Source organism: Nitrospirota bacterium, assembly GCA_040757595.1.
In the GTDB taxonomy this organism is placed as follows: domain Bacteria; phylum Nitrospirota; class Nitrospiria; order Nitrospirales; family Nitrospiraceae; genus JBFLWP01.
This window is the reverse complement of sequence record JBFLWP010000021.1, coordinates 22,283-40,467: the sequence shown is the minus strand read 5'-3', so window position 1 is coordinate 40,467 and position 18,185 is coordinate 22,283. Positions and strand designations below refer to the sequence as shown.

At 68.3% G+C, this 18,185-nt stretch carries 18 protein-coding genes; 15 read left to right on the top strand and 3 right to left on the bottom strand.

The features are described 5' to 3' along the window. Position 1 precedes the first annotated feature (1 nt). The 15 genes from cobT to AB1411_15400 all read left to right on the top strand — a co-directional run bounded on the left by cobT (position 2) and on the right by AB1411_15400 (position 15,419). Positions 2–1,057, top strand: a complete 1,056-nt coding sequence (cobT, locus tag AB1411_15470; GenBank protein MEW6544995.1) for a nicotinate-nucleotide--dimethylbenzimidazole phosphoribosyltransferase — start codon at positions 2–4, stop codon at positions 1,055–1,057. Beyond that, on the top strand, positions 1,047–1,925 hold the full coding sequence (locus tag AB1411_15465; protein ID MEW6544994.1) for an adenosylcobinamide-GDP ribazoletransferase: 879 nt from the start codon (positions 1,047–1,049) through the stop codon (positions 1,923–1,925). Before cobT ends, AB1411_15465 begins: the two co-directional genes overlap by 11 nt. Next, positions 1,922–2,875, top strand: coding sequence for an adenosylcobinamide-phosphate synthase CbiB (gene cbiB / locus AB1411_15460; GenBank protein MEW6544993.1), 954 nt, complete (start codon positions 1,922–1,924; stop codon positions 2,873–2,875). The genes AB1411_15465 and cbiB overlap by 4 nt, the downstream gene beginning before the upstream one ends. Further along, positions 2,872–3,966, top strand: a complete 1,095-nt coding sequence (gene cobD / locus AB1411_15455; GenBank protein MEW6544992.1) for a threonine-phosphate decarboxylase CobD — start codon at positions 2,872–2,874, stop codon at positions 3,964–3,966. Before cbiB ends, cobD begins: the two co-directional genes overlap by 4 nt. 23 nt (positions 3,967–3,989) lie before the next feature. Further along, entirely contained in the window at positions 3,990–4,679 is a 690-nt protein-coding gene (locus AB1411_15450; GenBank protein MEW6544991.1) for an adenosylcobinamide amidohydrolase, read from the top strand. A 256-nt stretch (positions 4,680–4,935) separates the two neighbouring features. Beyond that, entirely contained in the window at positions 4,936–5,706 is a 771-nt protein-coding gene (locus AB1411_15445; GenBank protein MEW6544990.1) for a DUF3365 domain-containing protein, read from the top strand. Positions 5,707–5,739: 33 nt separating this feature from the next. Beyond that, on the top strand, positions 5,740–6,102 hold the full coding sequence (locus AB1411_15440; GenBank protein ID MEW6544989.1) for a response regulator: 363 nt from the start codon (positions 5,740–5,742) through the stop codon (positions 6,100–6,102). Between the two features lie 31 nt (positions 6,103–6,133). Continuing rightward, positions 6,134–6,631, top strand: a complete 498-nt coding sequence (locus AB1411_15435; protein MEW6544988.1) for a chemotaxis protein CheW — start codon at positions 6,134–6,136, stop codon at positions 6,629–6,631. Positions 6,632–6,690: 59 nt separating this feature from the next. Further along, positions 6,691–8,562 (top strand): methyl-accepting chemotaxis protein, encoded by a 1,872-nt coding sequence (locus AB1411_15430; protein MEW6544987.1) that lies wholly within the window; start codon positions 6,691–6,693, stop codon positions 8,560–8,562. Positions 8,563–8,589: 27 nt separating this feature from the next. Beyond that, the gene (locus AB1411_15425) at positions 8,590–11,412 is read left to right on the top strand and encodes an Hpt domain-containing protein (protein MEW6544986.1); all 2,823 of its coding nucleotides are present in this window, start codon (positions 8,590–8,592) and stop codon (positions 11,410–11,412) included. Positions 11,413–11,476: 64 nt separating this feature from the next. Further along, a complete protein-coding gene (locus AB1411_15420) occupies positions 11,477–12,055 on the top strand; it encodes a chemotaxis protein CheW (GenBank protein MEW6544985.1) in 579 nt (192 codons plus the stop codon). Next, entirely contained in the window at positions 12,024–12,506 is a 483-nt protein-coding gene (locus tag AB1411_15415) for a chemotaxis protein CheW (GenBank protein MEW6544984.1), read from the top strand. Before AB1411_15420 ends, AB1411_15415 begins: the two co-directional genes overlap by 32 nt. Positions 12,507–12,520: 14 nt before the next feature. After that, positions 12,521–13,348 carry a response regulator gene (locus tag AB1411_15410; protein ID MEW6544983.1) on the top strand — a complete coding sequence of 276 codons (828 nt, stop codon included), beginning with the start codon at positions 12,521–12,523 and terminating at the stop codon, positions 13,346–13,348. Positions 13,349–13,394: 46 nt separating this feature from the next. Further along, positions 13,395–14,363, top strand: a complete 969-nt coding sequence (locus tag AB1411_15405; GenBank protein MEW6544982.1) for an Hpt domain-containing protein — start codon at positions 13,395–13,397, stop codon at positions 14,361–14,363. A gap of 528 nt (positions 14,364–14,891) precedes the next feature. Next, positions 14,892–15,419, top strand: coding sequence for a hypothetical protein (locus tag AB1411_15400; protein ID MEW6544981.1), 528 nt, complete (start codon positions 14,892–14,894; stop codon positions 15,417–15,419). Positions 15,420–15,438: 19 nt separating this feature from the next. Here the strand turns inward: AB1411_15400 and lpxD are convergent, their stop codons facing one another. The 3 genes from lpxD to fabF form a co-directional block, all read right to left on the bottom strand. After that, positions 15,439–16,527 carry a UDP-3-O-(3-hydroxymyristoyl)glucosamine N-acyltransferase gene (gene lpxD, locus AB1411_15395; GenBank protein ID MEW6544980.1) on the bottom strand — a complete coding sequence of 363 codons (1,089 nt, stop codon included), beginning with the start codon at positions 16,525–16,527 and terminating at the stop codon, positions 15,439–15,441. A gap of 6 nt (positions 16,528–16,533) precedes the next feature. Continuing rightward, entirely contained in the window at positions 16,534–16,860 is a 327-nt protein-coding gene (locus AB1411_15390; protein ID MEW6544979.1) for an acyl carrier protein, read from the bottom strand. Positions 16,861–16,927: 67 nt separating this feature from the next. Continuing rightward, positions 16,928–18,181, bottom strand: a complete 1,254-nt coding sequence (gene fabF / locus AB1411_15385; GenBank protein MEW6544978.1) for a beta-ketoacyl-ACP synthase II — start codon at positions 18,179–18,181, stop codon at positions 16,928–16,930. Positions 18,182–18,185 lie beyond the last annotated feature (4 nt).

Sequence of the window (18,185 nt, the reverse complement as noted above, 5' to 3'; positions counted from 1 at the left end):
CGTGACGATTCAAGAATCCGTCAACGCCGTCATCCCGATTGACCCGGCCTGGCTCGAGCGGGCCAGGGCCAGGCTGGATCGGCTCACCAAGCCGGTGGGGAGCCTGGGGCGGCTGGAGGAACTGGCGGCCCGCTATGTCGCCATGACCAGGGAGGAGCGGCCCAAGGTCCCCAAGGCCGCGATCTTCACCTTTGCGGCCGACCATGGAGTGGCGGGCGAGGGGGTCAGCGCCTATCCCAGTGCGGTCACGGCCCAGATGGTGCTGAATTTTTTGAACGGCGGCGCGGCCGTCAACGTGCTGGCCCGCCACGTGGGGGCGGATGTGAAGGTGGTGGACATCGGCGTGGCCCACGATTTCGGGTCCCTGCCCGGAATGATTTCGAAGAAGGTGGCGAAGGGGACCAGGAATCTGCTCCGGGAGCCGGCGATGAGCCGTGCCGAGGCGGAGCTGGCCCTTTCGGTCGGAATCGAGCTGGCGCAGGGAGCGGCGCAGGAGGGGATCGGACTCGTCGGCACCGGCGACATGGGGATCGGGAACACGACGCCGAGTGCGGCGATCACGGCGGTCATGACCGGGGAGCCGGTGGAATCGGTGACCGGGCGGGGCACGGGTGTGGATGAAGCGGGCTATGCGAGGAAGGTCTCGGTGATCCGCCAGGCCCTGGAGCGGCATCGGCCCGATCCAACGGATCCGTTGGACGTGCTGAGCAAGGTGGGCGGGCTGGAAATCGCGGGGCTGGCCGGATTGATCCTCGGTTCGGCCGCTAGGCGGATTCCGGTCGTCCTGGACGGGTTCATCGCCGGCGCGGCGGCCCTGATCGCGGCCGGCCTCCAGCCCCATTGCCGGGACTACATGATCGCCTCCCACCGGTCCGCGGAGTTGGGCCACCTCGCCGCCTTGCGCCGGCTCGGGCTCACGCCGCTGCTCGATCTGGATCTGCGGCTCGGGGAGGGGACCGGGGCCTGTCTGGGCATCGGCCTGATCCAGGCCAGCCTCAAGATCCTGACCCAGATGGCGACGTTCGACGAGGCCGGCGTCTCCGAGCGTGAACCGTGAAAGGTCAGACGTGAAAGGTGAAACGACCGGCGCGGAAACAGCGCAACCGGCAAGCGCGCCTTCTTCGTCCTCTGGTCATCTCACGTCTCACGTCTCACGTCTCACGTCTGGCGTCTCACGTCCTTTTCTTCTGGCCTGGCACTTCCTCACCGCCGTTCCTCTCAGCCGCCTCGCCCACGATCCGCGCCCGGAGGAGCTGGCCCGCTCCATGCTCTGGTATCCAGCCGTCGGCCTGATCCTGGGATGGGCCCTCGCCGTGAGCGATCTCCTGCTGACACGGGTCCTGTCGCCGGTCGTGGTGAACGGGTTGCTGCTCCTGCTGCTGGTTGCGGTGACACGCGGCCTGCACCAGGACGGCCTGGCCGATTTTCTGGACGGGCTGGCGGGCGGACGGACGCCGGCAGAGCGGCTCGCCGTCATGCGCGACGGGCGCATCGGGGCGATCGGCGCGACCGGCCTGATTCTGGACCTGGGGCTCCGCTATGCGGGGCTGACGGTGCTGTCGGAAACGCACCGGTTCGACCTGCTGATCTGTCTGCCGGCCGTCGGCCGTTGGAGCATGGTGCTGGGCGCCTACGGCGTCCGTTACGCACGGGCCGAGGGAGGGCTGGCCGGTCCCTTCCTGGGGCACCTCACCGTGCGGCACCTGTTGGCGGCCACGGGCCTGTTGGGCGCGGTCCTGCTCTGGCTGCTCGGGCCGACCGGCGCCGTTCTGAGCCTTCTGCTCGCGGGCGGGGTCGCTCGGGCGATGAGCCTCTGGTCGCGGCGATTGCTGGGCGGGACGACCGGCGACGTGCTGGGGGCGACCAACGAGATCGTCGAGACCCTGTGGCTCCTGGCCGTGCCCGTTCTGCTGGGACTGCCGTGACCGCCGGAACGTTGGCGCTGGCCTGTCTCGCGGATGCAGTGGCCGGGGATCCCCGCTGGCTGCCCCATCCGGTCAAGTTGATGGGCCTCGTCATCACCTGGTGCGACGAGCGGGTGCGGCCGCATTGTGCAGGTCCGGCCGCCAAGCGACTGGCGGGGATCGCCCTGGCCGTTGGCCTGCCGGCATCCGCGTACGCGCTCGGCTGGCTCGCGATCGAGCTGGCCGGTCTGGTTCACGATCTGCTCGGACGGGGGATGGAGCTGTTTCTCGCCTGGACCACGCTGGCGGCCAGGGATCTGCTGGACCATGGGCTGGCCGTTCAGCGGGCGTTGGTTCGTGGCTCGCTGCCGGAAGCCAGGGCCGCGGTAGCCTTGATCGTGGGGCGGGACACGCAGGCCCTGCCCGAGCCGGAGGTGGTGAGGGCGACCGTGGAGACCGTGGCTGAGAGCGCCTCGGACGGAGTCGTGGCCCCGCTCCTCTACTTGGCGATCGGCGGCGCTCCCCTGGCCCTGGCCTACAAGGCGATCAGCACGTTGGATTCCATGGTCGGCCATCTGGACGAGCGGCACAGGGATTTCGGCTGGGCTTCGGCCCAGCTCGATGATCTGGCCAATTGGATGCCCGCGCGAGCGACGGGGGGGCTCCTCGTGCTGGCGGCGGGGCTGGTCTTCCGCGATCTACGCGTCGTCCGTCGCGCCTGGCACGTGCTCAGGCGCGACGGGGCGAAGCACCCGAGTCCCAACAGCGGACGTCCGGAGGCAGCCATGGCCGGAGCACTGGGAGTGCAGCTCGGAGGGCTCAACCTCTATGACGGAGTGCCGGTCGAGCGGCCGGTGCTCGGCGATCCCGGACCGATCCTGACGGCGGCCCACGTCCGCTTGGCCCTGACGCTCTTGGCGACCGTGGCGGTCCTGGCGGCCGGAGCCGCAATCGGAGCGCGGCTGCTGTGAGGTCCGGACCGGAGCACGGAGGCAACGTCTATGGGGCGGCCAGGCGCACCGGCCGCTCCCTCGACCGGCTGGTCGACTTCAGCGCGAGCATCAACCCGCTCGGCCCTTCACCCAAGTCCCTCCGTGCGATCTCGGACTCCCTCCCGCGGGTCGTGCACTATCCGGACCCGGACTGCGTCCTTCTGCGGAACGCCCTCGCCCGGCGGTGGCGCGTGGCTCCCGATCGGATCGTGATCGGCAACGGGTCGAGCGAGCTGATCACCCTGATCCCGCTCGCCCTGCCGATCACGCGGGCGGTGATCTTGGGGCCGACGTTCGCCGAATACGAACGTGCGGTCCTCCTTGCGGGAGGCGCGGTCGAGTTCCTCCACGCCTCGCGACGAGACGGATACCGCCCGCCGATCGAGCTGCTGCGCGGCCGATTGGAGGAGGGGAGGCCGATTGACGCCCTGTTCCTGTGCAATCCGAACAGCCCGACCGGCCAGGCCCTGTCCGTTCGTTCCGTGAGGCAGGTGCTGGAAGCGGCCGAGAAACGGAAGGTCTGGACCGTTCTGGACGAAACCTTCGTCGAATATTGTGCAGACCGGTCGGTCCTGCCGTTGCTCGCCCGCTATCCGCACTGTCTCGTCCTGCGGAGCTTCACCAAGTTCTACGCCCTGCCCGGTTTGCGCCTCGGTTACCTGGTCGGTCCCGCCCAAGTCGTGGCTCGAGTGAAGAGCCGGCAGCCTCCCTGGTCCGTCAACGTCCTGGCCCAGGCCGCCGCCCTGGCGGCTCTCCGGGACCGTCGGCACGCAACGGCGAGCCGTTCCTTCATGGTCCGTGAGCGGGCGGTCTTTGCGCGCGATCTCGCAGCCCTGCCGGGCGTCACGGTCTTTCCCTCCCCGGCCAATTTTCTTCTGGTGGAGCTGCCGGCCGGCTTTATCGCCAAGTCCGTGGTCAGGAGGCTGGCCAAGGGTGGGTTGCTGGTTCGGGACTGCTCGAACGTGCCGGGGCTGAACGGCCGGACGATCCGCCTGGCGGTCCGCAGGCCGGAGCAGAACCGCCGGCTGGTCCGCGCGTTGAAGCTGGCTCTTGGGGGGACGAGACGGTGACTCGCTTGGTCACGAGATATCGGGTGCAGAACCGGACTCTCGTGGTTGACCTGGGGCGACTGTGCCCGGTGCTCTCCTCCGCCCCCCTGGGCGGGGGGCTCGTGCGGGCCCGGTACATCCTGAACCATCAGGTTCAGGCCAATCCGATCGGTGCTCCGATCCGGGACCGGCGCCGCCGATGGCCCGATCCATCCAGGTCTCTGAGCCTGATCGCCCGGCGGGTGCAGGCGGATTGCCGCTCCGTCGGGATGATGACGGCGGTGCCGCTCGCCCAACTGGTCACTCTCCGGGAGGAGGCTGGAGGCCTGTGGGTGGAAGGATTCTTCACCGTCGGCGTCACGAACGCGGTGCGGGCTGGCGAGCCGACCGCTCACGAGGACCGGGTTCCCGTCCGGGCCGGGACGATCAACCTGGTCCTGGTCACGAATGCCCGGCTCACATCCTCCGCGCTGGTCGGGGCGGTGCAAGTGGCGACGGAAGGGAAGACCGCGGCCTTGCTGGCCGCCAAGGTGCCGAGCTGGACCGGCCGATCCGGGGCGACCGGCACCGGAACGGACACGGTCGTGGTGGCCTGCGGGGCCGGCCCCGCCGGTCCCTCGCTCCGCTACAGCGGCACGCACACGAGGATCGGCGCGATGATCGGCCGACTCGTGAGCCGGGGCGTTGCCGAGGGACTCCGGCGATCGAGGCGCTGGAAGAACCGCAAGCAGTAAGCGTCACCTGTGACTCGTTCCTCGGCCCTTCGGGACAAATTTCCCGCCCCCCACGACAAATTTTGCTCTTCCGGGCCAGGTCTTGAGTGGGAAGCCGTGACAGAACCCTTCTCCCGTCGGCAGGGGGCCATCCCAAGGAATCATCGGAGGAATTTGCTGGCTGCTCGATCGGCTGCAAGCCCCATACTCCCACTTGCTTGGACCGGTCCGAAATCTGCTACACTGGTTTCCCTTTTGGATTGGAGGACTTCGACCCATGTTAACCCGCATCAGGAGGGAGGATGCCGTGGGCTTGAAGACATCAATCGGGGCGGAGTTGGTCATGGCGGTGGGACTGGCTCTGGGGCTGTTGCTCGCACCGCCGGCCTGGGCCGGGAGCGAGGCGGAAACGGCGCAGTTGCTGATCAGGTTGATGCAGGCCGGGCGAAGCGTGGTCAGCGAGCATCAGGAGGTGCTCAACGATCCCACGAGAGGAGACAAGGGGTTCAGCCCCGAGTATTTCGGCGACCGTATGACCGAGAAGTTCAGGGAGACAACCGGCGTCGAGCTCGGCCGTCTGCCGACCGGCCAGCAGAGCACGCTGCTGCTCACCCTGTTGGAGGCGGGCAAGGAGGTCGTTGCCGAAGCGCAGCCGGTCATCAACAAGCAGGGAGTGGCGTTCAAGGGTTTCATCCCCGCGCTCTGGGGACGGCGGGCGGCGGAGAAATTCACCAAGCGGACCGGCATCCGGTTGAAGCTGACCGCGACGGAGTATCGGTTTGCGGGGAACAAGCCCGACGAGTTCGAGGCCTCGGTCCTGCGGCTCTTCTCGGATTCCCGCTATCCCAAGGGCCAGGAGTACAGCAAGAGCGCCACGGTGGACGGCCGTCCGGTCCTGCGGGTGATGGCGCCCGAGTATGCGGGAGCCAAATGCCTGAAATGCCACGGCGAACCGAAGGGGGAGCGGGACATCACGGGCATGAGGAAGGAAGGGTACAAGGAAGGGGACCTGGCTGGCGCCATCAGCGTCGTCATGCCTGTTCGGTAGTCGGAGGGCGCGAGGGAAAGGAGCGACTGGAGCATGAGCAAGATCGTGGTCGTGGATGACTCGAACGCGGAGCTGCAACTGATCGAAAGCTACCTGAAGGCTGCGCACCACACGGTGGTGTCCTATTCGAATTCGGAGAAGCTGGAAGAGAAGCTGGCTGCCGATCGGCCGGACCTCATCATCCTGGACGTGATCATGCCCGGCAGGAACGGGTTCCAGACCTGCCGGGATCTGAAGAACGACGAACGGTTCAAGTCCATCCCCGTGGTGCTGTGCACTTCGAAGGGCCAGGAGAGCGACAAGTTCTGGGGCCAGCAGCAGGGCGCCACCGGCTACGTCGTGAAGCCGTTCAAACCGGAGGAACTCCTGGCCGCGGTGAAGAAGGCGCTGGGCTAGCCGCCGGCGCCCGCGTCACGTGACACGATCAATGGATCGCCCCACTAGCGTCCCGCACCCTCCCGACGACTCCGTTCCGGCCGACCGCGGCGAGGGCCCCCTTCGCGTCTGCCTCATCTCGCTCGGCGGAGAACTCTTTGCCATCGAGCTCCAGCACGTTCGGGAAGTGTTCCAGGTTGAAGCCATGACGGCCGTGCCGGGCATGCCGACCGCGCTGGTCGGGGTGGCGAACCTTCGCGGCATCGTGATGCCGCTGGTGGACCTGCGCCGCCTGCTCGGGCTGCCGGAGGCGGGGCCGTCGCCGCAGTTCGCCGTGGTCATCCGGCACGGGTCCGATCAGGTGGGTCTCTTGGTGGACCAGGTGCCGGAGTTGCGGACCGTGCCGCGGGATGCGATGCTGGCCTCCCCGCCCGGCGACGCGGCGGGCCGGCGGTCGTTCGTTTCTGCCGTTCTGAGGGTGGAGAACCGGATGGGCGGGGTCGTGGAGGTGCCGACCCTGTTAGCCCACGTGGAAACCGGAAGCACGTAGCCGACCGTCGTCGGACCTCGCGGTCCGCCCAGTCAGCGACGTCGGCGAAGGAGGAGGGCATGGCGAAGCGCGAACTCCACACCTGGTTCAGGGACCTGAAGACGTTCTGGAAGCTGGTCGTCGGTTTCACCGCCGTGGGCGCGATCATGGTCGTGGTGGGCGTCATCGGGCTGCTCGGGCTGCAGCAGCTCCGCGACCAGTTGCGGATCGTGTACGAGAGCGCCACGGTCGCGCTGTCGAACATCGGCGCCACGAGCAGCAACCTGGGGCTGTATCACGACGCGATCCTTGCCGCCGGCCGGGCGACCCGCAAGCAGGACTTCGACGACGCCATCCGGGTCCTGCCGGAACTCAAGGGCCGGACGCTCCAGCCCCTCGCCGCCTACGCGACGGGCGTGATGCACGTCTCCCAGAGCGGCCGGGACGAGGCCAAGGATTATCAAGCCCTTTCCGGAGCGCTCACCGACTACTTCGCCGCCGCCGAGGGAGCGGTGAGCGCGTTCAGCGACAGCTACGCGCCCGAGCTGACGCCGGATCAGCGGACGATGATGCGGGACCTCGGCCTGCTGGCCCTCTCGGTAGACGTCTCGAACAAGTATAGCCAGGCGACCGCGCGGGTCCGCGATCTGCTCGCCACCGTGCGCGAGGTGGCCAAGGACCTGAACGAAGCCGGCCAGAGCGTCGCGCAGCGGCGGACCCTCGTGGTCGTCTTCGGCGCCTTGCTGGCGATTCTGGTTGGGGCCGCCGTCGGCTACGCCCTGGCCCAGTTCTTCTCGCGCGGCCTCACGCACGTCGCCGAGGTCGCGACGCAGGCCGCGGCCGGCAACCTCCGGGCCCGGGCGAAGCTGGACAGCCGGGACGAGCTGGGCCAGATGGCCGGCGCGTTCAACACCATGCTCGACCGGATCACCACGCTGGTCCAGACCGAGGAAGAGCGCGACATGCTGCAACGACGGTTGATCGAGTTCCTGGGGCTGGTGGCCGAGGTCAGCAAGGGGGACCTGACGAAGCGAGGCGAAGTCACGACGGACATGTTCGGGAACCTCGCCGACGCCTTCAACCTCATGCTGGAGCGGTTCGGCCAGTTGATGCGCCAGGTGCGCGAAGCCGCGGGCCGCGTGAACGATTCGGCCGGGGCGCTCCGTCAGAGCGCCGGGCAGATGGCCTCCACCGCCCAGCGCCAGGCCATGGAGTCCGAGCGCACCCTCGCGGCGGTCGAGGGGCTGACGCAGTCCATGCGGCAGGTGGCGGAAACGGCCGGCGCCTCCTCCGAGAGCGCCCGGCAGGCGTTGACCGCCACGGAACGGGGACGGGTGGCGGTGCAGGAGACCGTGCAGGACATGCAGGGCATTCGGGCGGCCGTGCAGCGCATGTCCAAGCAGGTCAAGACGCTCGGCGACCGGTCGCTGGAAATCTCGCAGATCGTGTCCACGATCAGGGAGATCGCGGCGCAGACGAACCTCCTCGCGCTGAACGCCGCTATCGAGGCGGCCGGCGCGGGCGAGGCGGGGGCGCGGTTCGCGGTCGTGGCGGATCAGGTCCGGAAGCTCGCCGAGAGCTCCACCCAGTCCACGCGCGAGATCGCCGAGCTCGTCAAGGTCATCCAGCAGGAGACGCAGGACGCGGTGGTGGCGATGGAGCACGAGACCCAAACCGTGGAGGCCGGTTCCGCCTCGGCGCTGCGGACGGGTGAGGTGTTCAAGGAAATTTCGGAGATCGCGCAGCGGTCGGCCGATCTGGCGCAGGTCATCGCCCGATCTTCAGTGGATCAGGCCGCGGCGACGGAAGAAGTGGCCCGCACGATCAAAGACATCACCGGCGGCGCCACCTCGACGCAGCGAGCGGCCGAGGAGACCCGCCTGACCATCGAGGAAATGGCCAGGCTGGCCGAAGGTCTGACTGCGTCGGTCCGCCAGTTCAAAGTGGCCTGATCGCGGCACCAACGAAGCGGAGATCCGATGAGCGCCGCCGACCGCGACTCGCTGGTCAGCGTCTTTCTGGCTGAAGCCTCGGAGGGCTTGGCCACGTTGCACGCCGCCCTCCATCCGGCCGACGGGGGGCTCCCGTCGGCACGCTCCCTCCAGTCCCACTACATCATCGGTCACAGTTTGAAGGGGGCCTCCGCCCTCTACGGGTTCCCGGGAGTGGCCGACCTGGCCGAGATTCTGGAGGCCGCGCTCGAGCGGGCCACCGAATCCGAGAGCCGGTGGCCGGAGCGCGTCGCGCTGCTCCGCGACCTCGTCGGCACCCTGCGCAGCCAGATCGACGCGATCGGGCGGGGGAGGCCCGAGGACCGGGCCCTGTGCGACCGGTGGAAGGCCGACCACGCATCCGCCCTCGTGTCGGCTCCGGACGGGTTCTCTGCCGAACGGTTCCCCGACTCGTACCTGCTTCCCGAAGTGGACCCGGAAGTGTTCTCGTATTTCTCGCCGGAGGCCCAAGAGTACCTGGACGCGATCGAAGCGTCGCTGCTCCGGCTGGATCAGGCCCCGCGGGACGCCGAGACGATCCAGTTGCTGTTCCGGACGGCCCATACCTTGAAGGGCTCGGCCTATACGGTCGGGTTCAAGGCCGTCGGCGACGTGACCCATCACGTCGAAGACATGATCGGGTCCCTCAGGGACGGACAGATGCCGATGACCCCGCCGGTCGCAGACCTGGTCTTCAAGGTCGTGGACGTGGTTCGGCTCCTGATGAAACGGGACCCGCGCGCCCTGCCCCAGGTCCGGCAGGAGTTCGCTTCGGTCCTGCAGCGGCTCGAGCGGGCGGGCAAGCCCGAGCCCACCGGCGCCCCGGTGGCGGTGGCCGCGCCGGCTCCCGCCCCGGCCGAAGAGCGGGCAGCCAAGCAGGAGGCCGGGGAGCCGAAAGCGCCGGCCAAGGAGGGACAGGAGGGGGCGGTCATCCGGGTCAGCCGGGACCGGCTGGAGCGGCTGCTCAACCTGGTCGGCGAGCTGGTCATCGGTCGAGGCCGGCTGGAGCAGCGGCTGCTGGCCCTCGAGCACCTGTCCAAGCAGGTGCTCGCCTACCGGAACCGGATGCACGAGACGGTCCGCACGTTCGAGGACAAGCATGCCTTCACCCTGCCGGCGGCGTCGGGGGGCCGCGGACCTGCCGGGCCGGCGGAGCTTCCTCCTTGGAGCGATTTCGGGAGCCTGGAGCTCGACCGATACGACGATTTCAACATCCTCTCCCGGCGCGTCGCCGAGGTCTCGGCCGACATCGGCGAGGCGCTCTCGCAACTGAACGCGTCGATCCGCCGGGCTCGCGAGGACATGGGCCAGCTCCACCAGCTCACGCTGGGCATGAGGGACGAGATCGCGAAAGCCCGCATGGTGCCGATCGGGACGCCCTTCACCCGGTTCCGGCGGGCGGTCCGGGAGATGGCCAGGTCCACCGGGAAGGACGTGACCCTGGTCACTTCGGGGGAGCAGACCGAGGTGGATACGGGCGTGGTCGAGCGCCTGGTGGATCCGCTCGTCCACCTGGTGCGCAACGCCGTCTACCACGGGATCGAGCCGTCGGCGGTCCGCGTCGCGCGAGGCAAGCCGGCCGCGGGCACCGTCTTTCTGCATGCAGCCCATCGCGGCTCCGCGGTGGTCATCGAGGTGGAGGACGACGGGGGCGGGCTCGACGTCGAGAAGATCAAGGCCAAGGCGGTGTCCCTGGGGCTCCTGCGCTCCGAGCTGGTCGCGACCCTGTCGGACGCCGAGGCCTACCGGCTGATCTTCCTGCCGGGCTTTTCCACGGCCGAAGGGGTGGGCGCCCAGGCCGGCCGCGGCGTCGGGATGGACGTGGTCAAGCGGACCGTCGAGGCCATGAACGGGCACATCGACATCGAAACGGAGCGGGGCGTCGGGACGAAGTTCACCCTGAGCCTTCCGCTCACCCTGTTGATCTCTACGGCGCTGATCGTTCGTGTCGGAACCGAGCGGTACGCCATTCCGCTGCCGAGCATCAGAGAGGTGGTGATGCCGAAGCCCGGGGCCGTCCAGGAGGTGGAGGGGCGGGCCCTCCTGCAGCTCGAGGACGAGGCCGTGGAGGTGAAGAGGTTGGCGGCCCTGCTGCAGGCCGAGTCTCGGGGCGCCGACGGGCCGATGCCGGTGGTGGTGGTCCGGACGGCGACCGGAGCGGTCGGGCTGGCCGTGGAGGAGCTCCTCGGGCGCCAGGAAATCGTCGTGAAGAGCCTCGGGACGCTGAAGCCGTTCCGCGAGTCCTGTTTCAGCGGGGCCAGCATCGATCCGGAAGGGCGGGTGATCATGGTCATTGACGTGAACCGCCTCGTCGGCGGGCGGCGAGCGGCGGGAGCCCTCGACGTGTCCGCCCAGGCCCAGACGGCGCCGGCGTTGCTGGCTGAGCAGACCGGCGGGGAGGCCCGCCCCGCGCAGCTCCCCGCGGCCGACATTCTCCTCATCGACGACTCGTTGAGCGTGCGAAAATTCGTGGGCCGGATGCTGGAGGGGGCCGGCTACCACGTGGATACGGCGGTGGATGGGGAAGAAGGGCTCCGGAAGGCCGCCGCGACGGGTTACCGGCTGATCATCACGGACCTCGAAATGCCGAAGCTGAACGGCTACGAGGTCATTCAAGCCCTTCGGATGAGAGCCCACACGAAGTCCACGCCGATCCTCGTGATGACCACCCGCGCCGGAGACAAGCACCGGCAGATGGCGTTGGGGGTGGGAGCGTCCGGATACGTCACCAAGCCGGTGGAGGAGCGGGCCTTGATCCAGGAAGTCAGCCAGCGGATCGGGAGCGCGGTCGGCGCCAAGCCATCGTCATGAGTGACCACGTCGCCAGATCGGCCGGAGGCCCGGTCTCCGGTCCTGCCGAGCCGGGAGCGATCCCGTGAGCCTGCGCGGACGGATCGAGCGGGCTGCCAACGGACCGGCCGTCAAGTCGTTCCTGATCGTGACGTTCGCCGGGACCGCGTGCGCCCTGCCGGCGGATATCGTCCGCGGCATGGTCGAGCCCCAGACGGGGGGAATGGGGGATCGGTTGGAGTTCCTGGGGCGGACCTATCCGTTGCAGGCCCTCTCGGACCGGTTCGGGCTGCCGCCCTCGCCGCCGACCGGGACCGCCCGGATCATCCTGTGCGAGGTGCGGGACGCTGCCCGCGGGTTCCTGGTGGACGAGGTGCGGGGATTGACCGACGTGTCCCTCCAGGCCGTCCGGCCGCTGCCCCCCCATTTCACCGGTCCCGAGCGGCAGTGGTTCCCCGGGCTCTTCCTTTCTCAGGACTCGGTCACGTTGCTCGTGGATCCGGATTGGCTGCTCGGTCATGTGACCGAGGTCTATCCGGCGGAAACCGTGCGTGAGGCGGAGACGGCGGTGCCTGCGGCCGCGCAGACGGATCCGTTCGAGCCGATTCAGGTACAGGTGGAGGAGACGGGCGATGCGGAAGACCTCCCGTGGGCAGAAATCTAGCGGGCCGGGCCGGCAGGTGCTCGTGCTGTTCTCGGTCGGCGGTCGGCGGCTTGCGGCCAAGGTAGAGGAAGTCGGGGGCGTCTGGCCCTGGACCGGCTCCATGCCTGTTCCCAGCGGGACGGCCTTCGTGAAGGCGGTGACGCGACGGGGGGACGAGGTGCTGCCGGTCTTCGACCTCGCCGGCCGTCTGGGCGTCGCGGTGGAGGGGACGAGCCCCTTATGCCTGATCGCCAAGCGCCGGGACGGCCCGCTGGCGATTTGCATCGATGCCGACATTCCCACCTTGCACGCGATCGAGCCGGACTCGGTGCAACCAGTCCATCCGGGCGATCCGGATGCGATCGGGACCTGCCGGCTCGGCGCGGACTACGTCCCCGTCTATTCGCTGGCGGCCCTGGGTCTGGCGTTTCGCTCCGAGCCGTCCGGGCGCGCGCCGCGGGCGGCGACTTGAGCGCGGAGGGGGGCATGGCGAAGATTCTGGTGGCGGACGACAGCATCACGATTCGGAAGGTGGCGGAGCGGCAGTTGATCGAAGCCGGATTCGAGGTCGCCTTGGCTTCCAACGGGGAGGAGGCCCTGGCCCGGCTTGCCTCGGAGCATCCGGACCTCGCCATCTTCGACGTGATCATGCCGGACAAGAGCGGCTACGACCTCTGCACCTACGTCCGGTCCCAGCCTTCCTTCGCCGACCTGCCGGTTCTCTTGATCTCTGGCATCGTGGACGAGCAGGTGACCAAGCAGGCCGAGTCCTGTCGGGCCGACGGGGTGCTGAAAAAGCCGCTTCAGGGGCCGGTCCTGAAGGATCAGGTCATGGGGCTGCTAGCGAAGCGCCAGAGCAAGCCGGCCGCGGGCGAGCCAGCCGCCCAGGCTGCGCCTCCGCCCGCCCCGAAGGTGTTTCGCATTACCGAGGACCAGCTCCAGTTGTTCCGCCAGGCCTCCTCACGGGTCAAGGAGCTGGAGGCGCTGCTGGCTCAGGAGCAGGCCAGGTCGTCCGAGCTGGAGGACCAGCTCGGGCGGGCCGGCGCTCGCGTCACGGAGCTGGAAGGCCTGGTGGCGGCGCGGGAGTCCGGGCCAGCCAGGGAGCGGGAGCCGGGGAGCGCGACCGACCTCGAGGCGAGACTGGAGCAGGAACGCCAGCGGACCGAGCTCCTGGTTGAACGGCTGGCCGAGGCCGAGCGGACTTCGGCTGCGGGGGCCCAGCGGATCGAGGAGCTGAGCCGGACGATCGCGGAGATCGCGCGGCTCGTCGGGCTTCACAAGATCGAGGGGCAGGAATCGCCCCCGAGCGACTGACCGAAGGAAGTGGCCCGCCGACAACGTCGGCTGGGTCGGGATATCCATGGCCGACTTACGTGACGATCCGTTTCTCGACGAAGTCCTCCAACTCTTTGCCGCCGAGGCGCGCGACTGGCTCGGCCAGATCCGCGAGGCTCTCCAAGCTCTCGAAGGGAACCCGGGAGGCGCGCAGTCGCTGAGCGAGACCATCCGCCGGGGACTCACCAACCTCGCGGGATCTGCGGCGACGGTGGAATTGGCCGGCTTGGAACAGTTGGCCCTGGCCCTGGTTCGGCTCTCGTCGGTCTTGCCCGGGCTGGAGAGTGGCACGGGGGGCGGCCCGGTCTCCGTGCTGCGCGAAGGGCTCGGTGCCATCGAGAACTCGGTCCAACAGATCGAGGCGCGGACGGCGCCGGCCGTGGACTTTGAGCCGTTGATGCGACGGATAGCCGAAGCCGGCCAAGGGAAACCTCCCGCTCCGCCGGCCGCTCGTCCCGAGCCGGGGTCGGCGCTCCACGCGGCGCTTCTGGACCTGCAGCGGAGCCAGATCCAAGCCCCGGAGCCGGGTCGGGATGTCCTCGGCGAAGTTCTGGAGGCTCTGGGGGAAGGAGTGACGCAGGAGACCGTGTTGCAGAGATTGCGGGAGTTGGACGGACGGGACAGGGAATTCCTGACCGAAGCGGAGTTCCGCCTGCCCAGGATTCAGCGGGAGCTCTCCTCGCGTCGGCCCGGCCAGGCCGAGGGAAGCGGCCAAAGCCAAGCGGGGGACGGGCTCCTGAGCGAGGTCGTCGAGTTACGCGACAAGGCCCTGGAGGCTCGATCAGAGCCGGTGGCCCTCTTTCTGGACGGGCTGCACGGCTTCCTCTCCATTGCCAAAGAGTACCGCGCAGCCATCGCACCGCAGCGCTATGATTCGGTGGGAAGCAGGCTTGCAGCGCTGCTCCAGAAGGTCCGTCAGTGGGCGGAGCAGGGGCAAGCCGAGCGGGAAGCGATCGAAAAGTTCCTGCACCAACGACAGGCCGCCTCCCAATAGATCTTTCCGGCCTTTCCCTTCATTGATTCCGGTTCCGTGTCCTGCCGCGGCGCCCCACATCTTGTAGGGAAAGCCATCCGTCCCAACAAGAGGCTTAACCGGTTGACGATCCAAGATTTTTGCAGCCTATTTTTTGAGCAGTCCGCTCTCCGCGGCTAATAGTCTGATTCCACAGGGCTGATTCACAAGATTATCCACATTCCTTCCACAGTTTTTGTGGACAGAACAGACTGGGCGTTTGGTGGGTCAACGGCTTGAGCGCAGGCTGGATGCGCGGATCGCGGCAGGCTCGGGCGCCCGGGCTTGCCACAAGCCGATTTGCGGCAGCGCCGGGCCGCATTTCCGCCTCAGGCTTGGCGATGACGACCGCCGAACGGTGAAAGCCTCATAGACGGCGGGGTTCCCGATCGCGGCGTGAGAATCCGCGCGACTGACCTGCGCTTGCGCACTGCGCCGCTGGGGGCGACCACGCGCTCGCGTCCGAACATGAAAATGAGCGGGCTCGTTGGTATATAATCCCGCCTGCCTATGCCGAAGATCATCACCGCGCGACGACTGGAAGGGGAGCACGAGCAGGCCAAGGAGTATGTGAAGGCGCACATTCTCTTTCCGTCCGGGCTCCTGGGCCTGATCCTGATGATCGCCGGAACCGCCTCGTTGGTCTATCAGTTCTTCGCCCTCGATTATGGGTGGGAGACGTTCGTGCAAAGCTCGGGCCTGCTCGTCGTCGGCGGGCTGCTCGGATGGGGACAGACCCGTTACCACCAATACGTGCTGCGCGAACACCCAGAGTGTTTTGCCGCCCGGTTGCGGCTGTTCACGCGGAGCCGCCTCAGACGCCCCAAGAAGGACGCCCAGTTGCCCGCTCTGGCCCATCGCGGGCGGAAGCTGGTGCCCCTGGCCTACGTTCTGGGGGCCGCGCTCCTGTTCGGCGTCTCCGCCTTGAGTGCCATGGTCGGGCGGGTCTATTTCATGGCTGCCTTGCTCATGCCCTGGGCGGGATTTTTCTGGGCGAAGATGTTCTTCTGGCGGGGCGTGCTGGTTGCGAAGAAGTAGGCAGCAAGCAGTCGGCGGACTACCGCTTCCTGCCCCCTGCTTTCCGCTCTCTGCCTCCTGCCTTCTGGTGCCCGCCTTCCAGCGTCCGTACGCGCTTTTCCAGGTCGCGGAGCTGCCGGCGGAGCTCCGGCAGGAGCGGGACCACCGCCTGGGCCTTGACCGCCACCTGGTGCGGCATGACCGGCGCGCCGGAGACGATCTGCCCCGAGGCGATGCTCCGGTTGACCCCGGAGCGGGCCGCGATCATGACCCCGTCCCCGACCGTGATGTGGTCCGTCAGGCCGGCCTGACCTCCGACCATGACGTGGTGGCCTAGGACCGTGCTCCCCGCGATCCCGACCTGGGCGACCAGGATCGAATCCTCGCCGACCGTGACGTTGTGCGCGATCTGCACCAGGTTGTCAACCTTGGTGCCCCGCTTGATGACGGTCCGGCCGAACGTGGCCCGGTCCACCGTCACGTTGGCCCCCAGCTCCACGTCGTCCTCGATCACCACGATCCCCAACTGCGGAATCTTGTGGTGACGCCCCTGGTGCTGGGCGTAACCGAACCCGTCGCTTCCGATCACCGTGCCGCTGTGAACGACGACCCGGGCCCCGATCTGACAGCCCTCCCGCACCGTCACGTTGGGATAGAGGACGCAATCGTCCCCGATCCCGACTCCGTCCCCGACGAAGACGCCTGGATAGAGCGTGACCCGCGCGCCGATCGTCACGTCGTTGCCCAGGGTCACGAAGGGCCAGATCGAAGGGTCCGGGCCGATCTGCACGTTGCCGCCCCTCGTGATCGGCTCCGCGACTCCCCTGGGACGGGAAGCCGGCACGAAGAACTGCTGCACGATGCGGGCGAACGTGTACTTGGGGTTGGGGGCGATGAGTTGCGGGCGGTTGAGCTGGGGGATCTCCCGGCCGACCACGAAGGCGGCCGCCTTGGAGGCCAGAGCCATCGGCACGAAGCGGTCGTGCTCGACGTAGCTCAACTGGTCGGGCCCGGCTTCCTCAAGGCTGGACGCGCCGGCCAGGACCGTGTCGCCCTTCCCGGCCACCTGAGCCTGCACGGCCCTGGCGATTTCGTCCAGCCTGACCGTCCGAGGGGGACCGTTCTCCATCGGGCCTCACCCCTTCTTCTTGGCCGCGGGGCGTTTGGGTTTCGGGGAGCCGGCCGCCTTCTTCGCCGGCCGGGCTTGCTCGTCCGGCTGCGGCTGGTTCAGCCGGCCCTCCACGTAGTGGATCACGTCGGCGACGGTGCGGAGGTGCTGGAGATCCTCGTCGGGAATCTGCAGATCGAACGCCTCCTCGATTCGAAAGAGGAGCTCGATCGTGGCCATCGAGTCCAGGCCCAGGTCGTCGCGCAGGGAATCGCGGGGATCGATCGTGTGGACGTCACGCTTGAGGTACTCGGCCAAGGCCTGTTGAATCCGCGCGGCGATGTCGGTAGCCATTCAGAGTCCTCTGACCGGAAGGAGCGACCGGTTGACGTTAGTGGTTGAGGTTGTTATCGGCGGGACATCAGCGAAATTTCTTCAGCACGACCGCCGCGTTGTTGCTTCCGAATCCGAACGCATTCAGCAGCGCAACCTTCAGCGGCCGCTCCTGAGCTTTCGTCGAAATCCCCCCGAGTGCGCAGGCCGGGTCCGGATCCTCGTAGTTGGCGGAGGGGTGGACCAGGCCGGTCTCCAGCGCCAGGGAGCAGACGACGGCTCCGGTTGCCCCGGCGGCTCCCAGCGTATGGCCGATCAACGACTTCGTGGCGTTGACCAGGATCCGGTCCGCCCGGGACTTGAACAGGCGGCGGATGGCTCGGACCTCCACCGCATCGCCGATCGGCGTCGCGGTGGCGTGGGCGTTGATGTAGTCCACCTGCGCCGGCGGCACCTCCGCGTCCTTGAGCGCGAGCGTGATCGTGGTGGCCACTTCCAGCCCGTCCTCCTTGGGGATGACCATGTGGTACGCCTCGCTGGTTGCGGCGTAGCCGGCCACTTCCGCGTAGATGCGCGCCCGGCGCTTCCGCGCGTGGGCCAGACTTTCCAGGATCAAGGCGGCGGCCCCTTCCCCCATGACGAAGCCGTCCCGGCCCCGGTCGAAGGGGCGGGAGGCCCGAGTGGGCTGATCGTTGTAGCCGGTGGAGAGGACCCGGAGCGAGCAGAAGCCGGCGAAGACCAGCGGCGTGATGCTGGAGTCGGCGCCGGCCACGATCACCACGTCGGCCTGTCCGGAGCGGATGGAGGTAAGGGCCTGGCCGATGGCGTGGGCGCTCGAGGAGCAGGCGGTGGAGATCGTCAGGTTCGGCCCCTTGGCTCCGTGAGCCAGCGCCACGATCCCCGAGGCGGAGTTGAGGGTGATCGTGGGGATGAAATTCGGGTGAACCCGGTTCGGCCGCTGGCCCACGTAGAGTTGGGTGATCTCCCGTTCGCCCATGACCATGCCGCCCATCCCGGCGCCGACGATCACGCCCACCCGATGCGGATCTTCCCGGTCCATCTGCATGCCGGAGTCCGCCAGGGCCTCCCGGGTCGCCGCCAGGGCGAATTGGGCGTACCGGTCCACGCGCTCGGCCTTGTACGATTCGGGCAACTGGGCGGGGTCGAAGTCCAGGACCTGTCCGGCGACGCGGGAGCGGTAGGCCTCGAGGGGGAACCCGGCGAGGGGACGGATCGTGGAGATGCCCGACCGGCCCTCCAGGGCGGCCTTCCAAAACGGGCCGACCCCGATGCCGATGGGAGAAACCATCCCGAGGCCGGTGATGACGACTCGTGTCTTCACTCGT